Annotated in this window: 10 protein-coding genes; all 10 read right to left on the reverse strand. The window is 61.7% G+C overall.

Annotated features, from left to right (window positions below; translation table 11 throughout):
• Nucleotides 1-23: 23 nt before the first annotated feature.
• On the reverse strand, nt 24-1,592 hold the full coding sequence (gene tssA, locus PKE98_RS11740) for a type VI secretion system protein TssA (protein WP_271195463.1): 1,569 nt from the start codon (nt 1,590-1,592) through the stop codon (nt 24-26).
• Nucleotides 1,589-4,636, reverse strand: coding sequence for an ImcF-related family protein (locus tag PKE98_RS11745; RefSeq protein WP_373877845.1), 3,048 nt, complete (start codon nt 4,634-4,636; stop codon nt 1,589-1,591). The genes tssA and PKE98_RS11745 overlap by 4 nt, the downstream gene beginning before the upstream one ends.
• Before the next feature lie 316 nt (nt 4,637-4,952).
• The gene (locus PKE98_RS11750; RefSeq protein WP_271195464.1) at nt 4,953-6,062 is read right to left on the reverse strand and encodes a KPHS_23130 family T6SS system protein; all 1,110 of its coding nucleotides are present in this window, start codon (nt 6,060-6,062) and stop codon (nt 4,953-4,955) included.
• A 28-nt stretch (nt 6,063-6,090) separates the two neighbouring features.
• Nucleotides 6,091-6,651 (reverse strand): Tli1a family immunity protein, encoded by a 561-nt coding sequence (gene tli1a, locus PKE98_RS11755; protein WP_271195465.1) that lies wholly within the window; start codon nt 6,649-6,651, stop codon nt 6,091-6,093.
• Nucleotides 6,638-8,920, reverse strand: coding sequence for a T6SS phospholipase effector Tle1-like catalytic domain-containing protein (locus tag PKE98_RS11760; RefSeq protein WP_271195466.1), 2,283 nt, complete (start codon nt 8,918-8,920; stop codon nt 6,638-6,640). The genes tli1a (PKE98_RS11755) and PKE98_RS11760 overlap by 14 nt, the downstream gene beginning before the upstream one ends.
• Nucleotides 8,908-9,411: a Tli1a family immunity protein gene (gene tli1a / locus PKE98_RS11765; RefSeq protein WP_373877849.1), complete on the reverse strand. Its 504-nt coding sequence runs from the start codon at nt 9,409-9,411 to the stop codon at nt 8,908-8,910. The genes PKE98_RS11760 and tli1a (PKE98_RS11765) overlap by 13 nt, the downstream gene beginning before the upstream one ends.
• A gap of 83 nt (nt 9,412-9,494) precedes the next feature.
• A complete protein-coding gene (tli1a, locus tag PKE98_RS11770) occupies nt 9,495-10,037 on the reverse strand; it encodes a Tli1a family immunity protein (RefSeq protein ID WP_271195467.1) in 543 nt (180 codons plus the stop codon).
• Entirely contained in the window at nt 10,034-10,813 is a 780-nt protein-coding gene (tla1, locus tag PKE98_RS11775) for a toxin Tle1 chaperone Tla1 (RefSeq protein WP_271195468.1), read from the reverse strand. Before tla1 ends, tli1a (PKE98_RS11770) begins: the two co-directional genes overlap by 4 nt.
• Complete coding sequence (locus PKE98_RS11780) at nt 10,810-13,209, reverse strand: type VI secretion system Vgr family protein (protein ID WP_271195469.1); 2,400 nt, start codon at nt 13,207-13,209, stop codon at nt 10,810-10,812. The genes tla1 and PKE98_RS11780 overlap by 4 nt, the downstream gene beginning before the upstream one ends.
• 55 nt (nt 13,210-13,264) lie before the next feature.
• Nucleotides 13,265-13,756 carry an Hcp family type VI secretion system effector gene (locus tag PKE98_RS11785; RefSeq protein ID WP_271195470.1) on the reverse strand — a complete coding sequence of 164 codons (492 nt, stop codon included), beginning with the start codon at nt 13,754-13,756 and terminating at the stop codon, nt 13,265-13,267.
• Nucleotides 13,757-13,763 lie beyond the last annotated feature (7 nt).

The raw sequence follows: 13,763 nt of genomic DNA on the forward strand, positions 1-13,763 counted from the left end.
CTCGTACTACTCACGCAAAAGGCTCAGCCACACAACACGGCGGCACGCAGTGGGTCGATGGCCACCAGCGCCGCCAGCAGCGCATGCATACGCGTGCTGTGCAGGCTCTTGTCGCCGTTATATGGGACGCTTTTGCTGCGCAGCAATTTGAGCAGCCGTACCTTGACCTCGAAGCCCAGCTCCGGCTCCCACGCCAGCAGTGCCAACTGTTCGGCACGCTGGTCCAGCTCCTCGAGCAAATGAATGGCCAACTCGCTCCTGCCGCACTGCTCAGCTACCCGCGCCATCAGCAAACGCAGCAGCCACCGCTGGCGCCCGCTATGGATATCCGGACGCGCGGCCAACCAAGCCAGTGCGGCCTCCACGCCGTCGCTGTCAGCCTGCGCCAGGGCTTCGCCTTCCAGCGCCAGGATGTCATCTGCGGCTGCCGCTATCGGCGCGGCCGCGGGCAGCCACTGGCGTGGGGCCGGGCAAACCTGGTGGGCGATCCACTCGCGAGTGCTGGCATCGGCCAATGGTGTGCCATCGCTCCAGCACAGCGCCTCAAGCCCCGACAAGCGCTGCAGAAACAGCCCCAGATCACCTGCAACCACAGCGGCCCAACCTGCCTGCGGTTCGGGTTGTTTGCTCAGTGCCTGAAACAGGTACCACTGCAGGTCCAGCCAGAAATGATTGACGCCCTCGGCAAACACCCGCTCAGCCAGCTCCAGCAGCTCGCTCCAGGCCTGTTGCAGGTACAGACGCCGCAGCTGCGCACGGTAATCCGGGCGGGGAGGCGCCAACCGCGTATGGCCCTGGGCTCCCAAGGGAGGGAGTTTCTGCAGGGTGTCCCAACGCAGGGTTTTCATCAGCCGATGGGCCGCCAGCCACCCCAGCGGCTGCTCACGCAGGTAGATCGCCAGCACCCGGCCCTGCTCCAGCAAGTCACGACCCGATTGAATAGCCGCCAGCGGTGGCGAACTGGCGTCACCGCTGGCGCTGGTTTGCGGCACGAGCGCGTTCACGCCACCGGCCTGGGCAACACGTTGCGCCAAGGCAGCGTGCAACGGCGCCAAGTCGGGCTGCTGAGCCGTTGGCCAGGCAGCCAGGCTGTGGTTGAGCCACACCAACGCCGCCGCCGTGCGCTGCGCATCCGCCTTGGCCACTTCCGGGTACAACGACAAACTCGCCAGCACCTTGCTCCCAGCCAACCACTCCAGCGCCGCCTTGCGCCCATGGGCACGCGCGGGCAGCAACTGACAGCCAAAGCGATCGACCAGCGCGGCCACCAGCATCAACCCATCGGCCAGCCCCGCCTCACCGTGCTGATGCAAGCGGGCCCATACGTAATAGGTGGCCACGCGCAGGTCCTTGCAGTGATCGGTCAACAGCGTCTGCGCCAGGTTGCCCACCCGCGCGGCATTTACACCGGACAATTTGTCGAGCTCTTCGCGCATCTGCTGAAAATCATCGTGGTAACCGGGGTCCACACCCACTGGCGGATGCTGTTCCAGCACTTGCAACCAGGGTTCCCAGACCACCGCCTGCTGCCGTGCCAGGGCCAGCCCATCGGTCTGTTCCAGACAGCTTTCGATCAACGTTTGCAACGTCATAGGCGCTCCTCCGCGCGTGCAGACCCACGCGGCTCATCGAGAAAGATCTGAGTCGGCAAGCGAAAGCCGCGCAGCCGCAACAACGCCAGCGGCCCGGCGTCCAACTCGGTGCGCAGGTGCCAGGTAAGTAGCAGGTTGTCTGCGGTTTTCAGCTGCAGCCGGTAACGGCTGTCGCTGTCGTCCAGCGCGCTTACCTGCGCCAGCTCCAGCAACCGAATCAGCCCCCAGGGCCCGGCAAAATCACCGAACAGACGCTCGCCGCCACGCAGACTGGTCCAGGTCAGGCTGGCTCCCGGATGGTCGCCAACACCCGGCCAGATGAAGCGCTGCCACCGTTCCATCTGGTTGAAATAATGCAAGCGCTGCCCATCCAGAATGAGCGTGGTTTGCACGACACCCTGCACAGGCTTGGCCTGCAACTCGAAACCCAGCCCCATGCCACCGTCGGTAAACAGCACGTCGGCGAGCTGACTGAGTTGGCCGATAGCCGTCAGAAACGCCGGATTGAACCGCAGCCCCTGGCTATGACTGGGATCGGCCACCCAATGCGAGCCTTCCTTTCGCAACACCCCGGCAAGCTCTCGCTGCAAAAACTGCTCGATGCGGCCGGAGTCGGCACGAATCATCTGCCCCAACATCGGCAAAGACGCTGAGCTGGTGGTGGCGGCAAAGGGATAGCGTCCGGTAAATGCCTGCTCCCAAGGACCAACGATGGTCCGCTGCCAGTGCCGATTGAGCGCCGCGGCCGAGGGCTGTAACACCCGCTCCCAAGCCTGCTCCAGAGGTTGCACAAACAAGGTCTGACCAATGCCCCCCCACTCGGCGCCGAGGCTGGCGGCGAGCAGGCGGCCGTAGGCGCGGGTATCCGTCAGGTCAACGCCTTTGCCCTGGAACACGGTTTGCGCCAACGCCTGGGTCATGTGTTGCGGGTCCTGGGCGCTGCTCACCTGCTGCAAGGTCAGGCGCACGCGCGTTACTCGGGTAAGCAAGGCCTGCACGCTCAAGTGCGGCTCGTCACTGCCCTCCTCGCCTTTGCCGAGCAGCGCCAGCAGTGGCGCAAAGGTGGCGGTCAGCGGCCCGTCAGGGCTCTGTGCGCGCTGGTCGATCATGGCCACCGGTGTGGTGGCGAGCAGCCGTTGCGCCGAGTCCAGCAACGTGTCGGTCAATGCGGGTTTACGGCTGCCCGCCTGCCCTTGGTACGCCAGGGTATTGAGCAGGGCAATCAACGGTGACTGGCGCACATCGCTCATCACCGTCAGTTGGTCGATCACCTGCGCCAGGCTGGCCGCTTTTTGCCACCTTAGGCTAGTGAGAAACCGCAGCCAGGCGTTGCTGTAATCCTGAAAATAGCGCGCCACCAGACGTTGCTTGAGCTGCTCCGGCGACAGCGCACTGCCAAGCTCGGCAGGCGCATCACTGAGCACCCAGTCAATTTTCTCCCGATGCGCTTCGGCAATCTCATCGATGGCCTGACGCACCTGGCCCTCCCAGGCCTGACGGGTATACATGCCCGGTACCGATGCCGTGGTGGCAAACAACGCCTGGGCATCAGTCTCACCCACCAACTGATCGAGCCCCAGCGCCGGATAGTTGATCGCGGCAGCATCCAGCACCTGCTGGTACAGGCTGGCCTCAGCATTGCGCTGCCCCAACTCGCTGAGCAACACCTGGCGCACTCGAGCCACCAACGGCATGTCGGCGCGAATCTTCCAGTGCGGATGCGCCGCCAGGTGCACGGTATAAAACTCTGCCAGTCCCGGGGACAGTGCCTGCCAGCGCGAAGGCGTCACCCCGTCGCTTGGACTGTTTGGCAGTGGCGCCACAGCCGCAAGTGCAGACGCCAGAAACACCCGGTCACTGCGTTCGGGGCGGGCCATCATCAAATAGGCCTTGAGCAAGTCGTAGGCCTCGACAGCACGCTGAGCACGCTGTGGACTTTGCGCCGGCAACGCTACCAGCGCCGATAACTGCGCGTGCAAACCGGCCGCCAGCGGATCGCGCAACAACTGGTTATTGGCCTCCCCGTAGCGCGGCCACAACGCCGCCAGCAACGCTTCGTTGCGGCTCAGGCCCCAGCGCTGAAACCACGGCACACCAGCGCGCTCACGGTGCTCCAGACGTGCCACTTCATGCACCAGTTCATGCAGGGCCAGCACCTGTTCATCGCTCCCGCCCGCCTGCTCAAGCGCGGCCAGCCGGTGCTGCGTCTGCCCGATCAGCATCTGGTTACTCACGAATGACAGCACCAGCCCCACCGCCGCTAGCCCGACGACCACCAGCAATGCTGCATACAAAACGCGGGGGCCTGCCCAGCCCAGCCGTCGTCCCCGCGCGCGGTCTTCGACGACTCCCGCCCAAGCGGGCGACAGACGCCATGCCGGCTGCGCCCTGCCCTCGCCAGAGCTTGGCGGCAGCAGACTGAACCACACGCCACGAAGCCGCACATGGCGGCTGGGCCGCTCCAATAACGAGGCCAGCGCCTGGCCCCAGCGAGCGATTCCCTCGGCTTGCAAATCGCGGCCCAGACGCCAGAGAAAATCGTGCGAGGTATTGGCCTGCAACTGCGCCAGCCCCTGTCGAAACAAGGGCTGTAGAAGCGCTTGCAGGAACACCTGAAACTGCGTGGCATCGACCACAGCCGGTAGTACGCAACCCACCGCCTGTTCCGGCCGCGCCGGCTGCGGCCACTCACTGGCGCAGAGCTGCCACAGGTGCAGCGGCGCCCGCCAACGCAATGCCTGCACGACGCCCTGCAGGAACCCGGCACCCGCCGCCATGGCGGCAGGGTTGTCTCGCTGAGCTTTGTTCAGCACCCAAACGATGCCATCCAACGGACGCCAAGGCCGCAATGAACGCCATTGCTTAAGCAGGTCCAGATCAGGTTTTGCCTGAGAAACACCGACCCACAACAGCACGGTGTGTTGGTCGTGTAGCCAGCCTCTGTGGGTCAGGCCGGGCGCCAGCAACTCGATCTCCTCCAGCTCGCCGGTAACCAGCAAAATGCGCGCCTGGTGACGCCAGAAAGTACCCAGCTGCTCGCGCATGGTCGCCGCGATATCCGCGCAAGGCCCTTCGCATTGCGCTTCCCGCCACTGGCGCCATCTGCCCCAGAGCGGCAGCCGTTCGTGGCCTTGCAGTTGGGCGACGCCTCCGTGGACAACGGACCATGTCACACACCCAAACACGGTCAATAGCGCCCACACAGCCAATGCGTTGCGCCACCAGCCTGGCCACGTCCCCCATTCGAAGGACGGGGCATCACCGGGCAGCGCCCAGGCAAAAATCAGCAAGACGACAACCGCAGCCGCCGCTGCCACCAACAGCAACGCGGGCCAGGTGCTGGGAGGTGACGACTCGGCGTTATACATCCGGCAGCACCACACCAAGGGCCAACGTATGCTGCGGGTCGCTGGCCAGCCAGGCGCAGGGCTGCAGCTGGCTCCGCGCATACTCGCAAGCAAGGGTGAGCGTGACCATGGGCGCCAATTCGCCAAGCGCGCCGAACTGCGCGTCCTGCAAATGCTCGGCGATGTCCCAACCGATTTTCCCGACCTCCAGCGACGCTGGCTGACTGAACGACATACAGGCTTGCGCAGGTTTATCGAGCCCAGCCTGCTTGAGGGCGCGCTGCGCCGCAGCGGGCAACGCGTCGGCATCAGTGCCAACCCACTCCCCGCGCAGAACATGCGGCCCTCCTTGCGGGCCCAGCAACCAGAGCACAGCTGCCTCGCCCGCTTGGGCAACGTCATCCAGGGACAGACAGCCTGCGCACAGCACGCGCGCCGGCGCCGCTGCGCCTTGCAGGCTGTCGATAATGCCATCGAGGGTTTCAATCCCTTGCCAGGGCTGGGGCTGCTGAGGCAAACGCGCCAGTGGCATCAACTCTGCTACACGGGCAGTAAATGCCTGCCAGGCCTCGGGCGAGCCCAACCAATAACACTGGAGCGGCTGCACGGCGGCGGACGCCGGGTACTCCTCCTGCCACTGCCACGCGAGCCAACGCGCCAGCTCTGCCTCACGTGCGACTCGCGTCCGTTGGTACACCAGGGTCGAGCGAAGCAGCGACTTGTCGGGGCGCGCGTCAAACCCTGGCAGGTGGGTGCTTGCAAACAACTCCGGCACCGACTCGGCCGGGCTGCAGGCGGCGCCAATCATCACGCTTTCTATCATCGACACATGCTGACGGTGCGCCTGCCACCAACATTGGTGAACCTGAGCGTTTCCCCAGGCGTAGCGCTTGGCGTTGGCTCGATTGGCATGGTGGTAAAGCATCCGCAAGATCAAGGCCAGCAGCCAGCCCATCATCACCAGCACGCCGGCCGACAGCGCCAAGCGTGGCTCTACAAACGAACTCACCTGCATCCCCGTCACCGCCACAAGACAGAGCATTACCGCGCCCGTCGTCAACCAACGCAAATACGCCGGTCGCGGATTCAATGGATAAGGGAGGAACTGCGGGAACGCTTTCATGGTTTCCCCTTTTGGCAGGCGAGCAGGTTTACCGGGGGCATGAGGCAGGCTCCGGTAATTGCAGCGGGGTTTTGATCGGGTACTCGGGGTGCCGGTAGGCGAAGCAGGAGGTGGTGACCTGGATGTCGTCGCAGGGGAGGAAATGGACGGTCAGGCCGCATACTTCCTGGCCGGTGTAATCCGGTACAGGGACGTTTTTGGAAAGTTGGCGACTTTGGCTACGAACTTCCCTAGCCCAAGCGTCGTACCTTTCATCGTCAGCAAATCCCGGAAAACCCTTTGGAAAAGCGATTCCCGTTTCCCAGTCCACACGCACTGTAAAACCGGACTTCCAGCGCGCAGGAACGGAATAACCATTCCCACCACCGCCCCTTTGAAAAGGGTCTATTCCGTCGATTGAGGCTCGGCCATCCACGCTAAAACGATTGATAGCCCAATGCGTATGGTTGATGCCGTATATGTTGCCGGCGGAAACAGTGTGAGCGGACAAAGCCAACGTTAAAGTAAGAGAGCCGCGCAATGAGACCTGTACGCGTTTTAACAGCGATGTGTGAGCACCCGACCAGGATGCCGAATCAAGTAGCCTCATGGCGCACCCTCTCCAGCGACGCCTGATAGGCACGGTGTCGCTCCTCACCTTCGCGTTGAACTTGCGCCAACCGCTCGGGCGTCATTTCAGGCGCTGGCGCCGGCACTATGTGCGCGGCTAACAAGGTGTTGTCCTGTTGATCGTTGAGCGCCAGTTCGCGCCTGCTGGCGTTGCCGAAAAACACCATCCGCTCACGGAAAAAGCTGCCCATGGGCTCGCGGCCCAAGGCGTAGACGAACCAGGCGCGCGAGTCATGTACGTGATCGTCGAACAAGGCGCGAAGCATGCCTTCGGGTTTATGGGCATTGAGGCTTTCGTCCACCTGACCACGGTGATTGTCGTCAAGGTGGTTGTAGTACCCGGCCGGCGGCGGAAACAACTGACCGAGCCGAGCCCGACCCGCCGCCTTCAGTTGCAGGCATTCGGCACCGGCGTCGACATGGATGACTTCGTAGACGATAAGGGAGGGCGCGCGTGCGGGAATAAGTCGATGTACTGCAAGCCTGAGGTGGTTGGGGTCACGGAAGGCCCCAGCAAACTCCTGCGCGGCTTCACGAAGCTGGGTTTGGGCCAGGTCCGGATCGATAGGCTTGATGCCCGGTTCCAGAGCCTTTTGCTCTGCATTGCCGTTCTTTACTGACCGCTGGTAAGCCTTGCGCCTCTCGGTAACTTTCACCTGTGCGGCGGCGCGCTCGGCTCTAGCGCGGGCGAGTTGAGGGGGGTCTCTATGGGTATCGGTTGCGTGACGGTAGAAGGCAGTATTTTTAAGGCTGGCGAACGCGTAGCGATCAATACGCCAGGCGGTGAGCCAGCCGAGCTGAGTACGCGACGCCTTTTCTAAAGTGTCGGTGGCGGGTAGAGGCTGGTATAGGTCTATTTCGTTTTTGGATGAAGCCAACTTTGGAGCGTTATAAGAAACCTCTTGAGTTAGCTTGCACCATGCGTTGAACCTAGCAATCAGCATCGACGTAACACGAAACTCATCGGCTACTTCAAACCTCATCGCTCGCCAGGTCTCGTGGCTCAACTCATCAGGCAGAGTGTCTATTGAAACTTTTAACGGAGCGCCATGAAAAAAAGCGTCCGCATATAGATCGTGTAATACGATCTGGGACATTAAAAGACCGTCATTCCCCTTCGCTTTGCCTTGGTCACCTGGCGGATACCCTCCACCAATATCTGAATGCACCCCCGGATAAATTACTTCCTGGCTATTTACCGGATAGCCCCCCGTCTCCCGGCGGATAGAGTCCAACGGAAAACACAAACGCTGCTCATGCGCCGAGACCAGATGCAGACAACGTTTAACCAGGGCATTCCCGCCCGGCAGTTGCTGAGATTCATCGGCCCAGCCCATTTGCCCTCTGGCGCCGGGTGCAATGGCGGCGATACCCACCGATGCCACCGTATCCAGCAGCCCCAGGTATTGCACTTCGACTGGAAGACGCAACTTACCCAGCACCAGCGCTGGCTGGGCCGGCACCTCGTGGCCAAGCAGTTCGTTAAGCCAATTAACAAAGGCGCGAGCAGCTGCCGCGCCACGAGAAAAACCGTACACATAGAGTTTGACGCCGACCAACTTTGGCCTGCCCTGGGAGGGCTGCACAAGCGCAATGCGTAATGGCGCTTCGAGTGCGCGAAACTGCTTGCTGAACTCAGTTTGCCGTCTGCCGCGCCCCCCGGCATTCATTACTGCCCCCATGGCTTTGACGGATGCATAGAGGCTGGCATCGCCCATCCTCGGCATATCCAGATATTGGCGCAGGGCATCAATGATCATAAGCAGACCCCAGTTGATGCGCTCTTCGCCGTAGTAGGCAAAGGCCAGGCCCATGTCGGAGTAATCGAGGTCTCCGACTTCTGGAAAAGGCGTTCCGACACCGGGCATGTAATACTTGAAATACTGGCCCATGCCGGTGCCTGGTGGGTCAGTCAACCCCTCAGCGCTAGCTGCCCCACCCGCATAGCCAGTGCCTACTGTGGCGCGGAAGAGACGCGCAATATTAGTGGGGTGTGGAATCTGGGAACGGTAAAGATCGTCAAACAGGTTGTTGCCGGTACCGTCGAAAAACAGGCTGATGTGCAAGGTGTTGCAGCAAGGTGGTGTCACAACCCGTCCGGCTGCAACAGAAAGCGCCCCGTGATAGTCACGCTCCATCCGCCTCTGGAGCGACATGTTTCGATAAACCTGTTCGGGGCGACTGGGCAAGCGGCCCTGCTCAGGAAATTGCGGCGGATACCAAATGGGCGCATGGGTCACTGTGGGCATGACGTCGGCTCCGGCAGTTCCAGCGGGGTTTTTATTGGGTAATGCGGGTTGCCGTAGGCAAAACAGGACGTGGTGACCTGGAGTTCCTCGCACGGCAGAAAATGCACGGTCATGCCGCAAACGTCTTGACCGGTGTAATCCGGCACAGCGATCAACTTGCTGTGCTTACGCGTTTGGGCGTCGACTCTTTCCTCCCACTCCAAATACTTGAGCCAATCGCGAAATCCAGGGAAATCCTTGGAGTAAGCCACTCCGGTTTCCCAATCCACTCGCACCGTCATCCCCGGCGTCCAGCGCTCAGGCGCGGTGTAGCCCCAGCCGCCACCTCCCCGTTGATACGGGCCGACAACGTCGATAGCAGGGTTGCCATCCACGCTAAAGCGATTGATCGCCCAGTGCGTATGGTTGATGCCGTAGAGTGCGCCGGCCGAAACCATCTGGGCTGACAGGGTGAGCAACACCAGACACAAGAGCCTCAATGCAAACGGCATCGATCTCGGTCGAAATGAATTCCGGGAGATCAGCTCAGGTCGATTAGGCAAGCGACTTTGCTCCGGAAACTGTGGCGGATAGGTCACTGCGGGCATGACGTCGGCTCCGGCAACTGCAGCTGGGTTTTGATTGGGTAATTTGGGTTGCCATAGGCAAAACATGACGTGGTGACCTGGAGTTCCTCGCACGGCAGAAAATGTACGGTCATGCCGCAAACGTCTTGACCGGTGTAATCCGGCACAGCGATCAACTTGCTGTGCTTACGTTTCTGGGCATCGACTCTTTCCGTCCACTCCAGGTACTTGGGCCAATCGCCAAACCCAGGGAAATCCTTGGAGTAAGCCACTCCGGTTTCCCAATCCACTCGCACCGTCGTCCCTGGCGTCCAGCGCTCAGGCGCGGTGTAGCCCCAGCCGCCACCTCCCCGTTGATACGGGCCGACGACGTCGATAGCGGGGTTGCCATCAACGCTAAAGCGATTGATCGCCCAGTGCGTATGGTTGATGCCGTAGAGCGCGCCGGCATATGACGCGTTGGCAATGAGCGCCGCGGTTAGCGCACCCAGCAGTATCACCACGTGTTTGGGAGTAGCGTTTTGAGCCGAGACGTTGCTGATTACTTTCATGGTTGGTTCACCGAACAGAGGCTGTCGAAAACGAACTGCTCCCGTTGATCGGGCACCAACAAACCCGCCTCCGTAGCCTTGCGCATGGCGGTGTAGCACTCCTGGAACCGTCGCTCGGCGCCCCACCCAGCGGGCAACGCTGCATAAAGGTTGCGTACAGCTGCTGTGGCATCGCAGACACACCCCAACGTTTCCATCTGCGCATCCGTCAGCTCGAAGGGGCTTACGCTCTGCGCCAACTCTGGCGACTCGGCATGCCCGGTCAAACGCTGGGACACACCATCGCGATCAAGCCAATTCCAGCTCAAGACGGGACGCAGCAATTGCTGCCGTTGCGCCGCGTCCAATACGTGGCCGACCAACAACGGGAACAGCCGCGGGTCGTAAAAGCGGAACAGGTGTGAAACCCCACCATTGCTCGCGTTAAGGCAGCGCCCGAGGTAGTCGGCCAGGTCGGCAAATGGCCATAGCGAGTGCAGCGCCAATACGTGCACGCTGGGGTTGATCACCTTCAGCAGATGGGCAAACCATTGCCGCTGCAGGGGCTCGTTGAAGTCCACCTGAATCAGCAGGGGCGCCAAGTCGATCAGGTGCGCCTCGGGCAAATCGGTGAACAGTGAATGAACAACCTCTGGGGAAAACACACTGACGATGCCCGGCAGCAATTGCAGGCCGCTGCCGCACTGGTCGACGATGAAATTCAGACGCAAACCGGGCGTGTGCGTGCAGTCGCTCTGCAACATATCCAGCCAGGAAAAAAGTGGAGCGGACGTCATGCCTGGCCCTCCCTTGGTAGTGCTGCCACCGGGCCCAGAACGGCTGCCAACAGGCAGCTGGCGCACGCGAAATTGGGTAATTGGGGAAGCGGAAACTGTTTGCTTTCGGGCACGATAAAACGGTGCTGCCCCTTCAACAGCAGCGCCCCGGTGCTGTGCACATGCACCTCGCCCTGCGGGGTTATGCGGATAAAGCCGCCACCGCTGGCCAAGGTGATGCCGTTCTTCGCCGTGAGCTGCATATGGCCCTCGGCGGTCTGCACGGTGATGTCGTGCTTGGCAATCAGGTTGAGCAAGCTGCCGTGGGATTCGACTTCCAACGGGCCGTTGCCGGACACCAGGCGCAGTCCCTCTTGCCGGGCCACCAGGGTGATCGTCTGACTGGCCTGAATGCTCAGGCGCTCGGCAGCGGCCATGTTGATTTCGCTCTGGCTTTGCAGGTGCAGCGCACCACCACTTCGAAGCAACAGGCTGGCCGGTGTTACAGCGCTGATGCCCTGCGGCGCGCTGAGCAAAATGGCCGCCCCTTGCAGGCCCTTGGTGTCGCTCTGCAGATGCTGCAATCCGTCGAGTGACGGTTGCCGGCTGTTATGGGCCAGGGCAACTTCCTGGCACTGAATGGTTTGCTGTCTGGCCCCTTCCACCATGGCAGTGGCCGCGTTCATGGCGAGCACCTCGCCGCCTGCGCCACGTTGCTCTTCGGCGCTAATAAACAGCCCCTTGCCGGCCCGAATCGCGCCCCAGCCATCGGTGCGCAGTTCGAAGCCTTCGCCGCGTTTTTTCCGGTCGCCATCCACCAGGTGACCCAGGTTGAGTTGGCTTTTGCCGCTGTGCTCGGTGCTGAGCTTTATGTGTTCCTGGCCACGGCTGTCGTCCAGGCGCAGCTTGTTGTTGGCGGGGGTGCGTAGCACGTTGCGTTTGTAGTTGCGCAGGGTGACGGGGTCGGCGTGTTTGCTGTCGTGCAGGGCATGGGCGATATAAGGTCGGTCGGGGTCGCCCTCTTCGAAAGCAATCGCCACCTCGGTGCCGGCTAGCAACGGCAGGTGCAGGCCGTGGGTGGCGCCCGCGTAGGGACGCGCCAGGCGTAGCCACAGGCTTTCGGCACCAGACGCCCAGGTGTCGCGATCGAACAGGAAGCTGACCTTGTAGCGCCCTTCGAGGTTGATATGGCCGTACGGGTGGTTGGTCTGGGTGCTGGTGATACGCGCCGGCACCGTGCCGGCGATTTGCGGTTTGGCCAGTGGTTGTGGCCGGAAGCAGTACTGCTGGGAGAACGGGATGGCTTTGAATTCCACCGTGAGGCTGCGGTCCCGCGCGGCAGTGGTTGTCAGCTCGGTCAGCAGCGCGCCGCTGGCGAATGCGTGCGGCGCGCCGCCGCTGATGCTGAGCACCTGGCCGGGCGCCAGGCTGGCGCTGCTGCTGATGCCGCTGAGATGAGTCTGGCGGTTGAGAAACTGCTCCTGGTGCAAACGCGCGAAGAAGTAGCCACTTTCACTTTCCAGGTCTTCGCGCTCAGCCAGCGCGTCCCCCATCGCGACGTACGGCTCGCCAAATCGGCAGTCTTCACCGTAGGTGGTTGAGGCGCTAGAGCGAGCGACCATTTCGCCGTCGAGATGGGCAGTGGCGTCACGCGGCGTGTAGCTGCGCACAAGGACCTGGCGCTCTATGACGGCATGGCTGGATTGCAAGTGCCAAACGCCGTCTTGGCCGCTGCTGGAGGTGCCCGATGGGGGTCGATACGGCAACTCGATACCGAACTGGTAGGCACGCTGATCATCGTGAAACTCGACCACCTCGATGCCCAGACGATCATCGCTGGTGAAGCGGTACCAGATGCCGACTTCGGCCAGTAGCCGAGCGATAAATGTGAGATCGCTTTCGCCGTACTGCATCACCTGTTCACGTTTTGGATATTCACGGTGCAGGGCGAAAAGCAGGTCTTGCCCACGAAACCCATGGCGGCTGCGCAGAATACTTTCGACAATCTGCGGCACCGATTTCTGCTGATAAATGCGGTATTGCTGGCCACGCTGCAGCAGCGCCAACCGAGGCTCAAGCAGCACTTCGTAGCAGGCCTGGTCGTTGGAACCGGCCACGCGTTTGAAGCGGGTAATCACGCCATAAATCGTGCGCAGTGGCTTGGCCGCTTCCACATTGGTTACGTGCGATGGCGGGTGAGCCGCGCGGGCGTGGAGGCTGAAACTGGCTTCCTGCCCGAGCATCTCATCGGCAGCGATATCGCACACGGTGGAGGTGAACTCGATGTGATAGGCGAACGGTTTGCTCAGCCCTTCTTCGCCGCGAAAAGCCAGTACGTCGAAGGCTATATCGACGGTGCGAACCAGCAGCCGGTGACGGCTGTGGTCGAAGAAGGGGACGGCAGGCTGACGGGCCATATTCACACCTCAGGAAAACGGAGGCAGCGGCCGGCGAACCGACCGCTGGATTGGCTCAAGCGCTTTGGCGCTCGGTCCAGGCGTCGGAGTGGATGATGTTGCCGTCCTTGTAGGTCCAGGTGATCTTTTCGTAGCGAAGTTCAACCAACTCCAAGTGGTTATGCTTTTCTTTGGTGGGGTCTTTGATGTCGTGCATCTTGGGCGCCACTTTCACTACCTTGACGTTCTCCAGGAGGGTGTTGAAGTACTCCACCTCCTGCCCGGCGTCATCAATGCGATACCACTTGAACTCCGCGCTTTTCAGGGTTTGGCCACTGGTGACGGCCTTGAACAGATAAGGGCTGGATGCATCGACCTCCTTCTGGATCAGCAAGGCGGTGTGCACCCGTGCACCGGTCAATTTGCCGGTGTTGTCGTCGGTGGGGATGTACACGCTATGTTCCAGGGCCAGCACTTCGATGCTGCCTTCACGCTTTTGCACATCTACCGATCCCTTTATGGCGGCGCCGCCGTCGTCCTGCAGCTGTAAATAAATGGGGATGGCCATATGAAGC

The sequence above is a fragment of the Pseudomonas turukhanskensis genome (genome assembly GCF_027922365.1).
Lineage (GTDB): Bacteria > Pseudomonadota > Gammaproteobacteria > Pseudomonadales > Pseudomonadaceae > Aquipseudomonas > Aquipseudomonas turukhanskensis.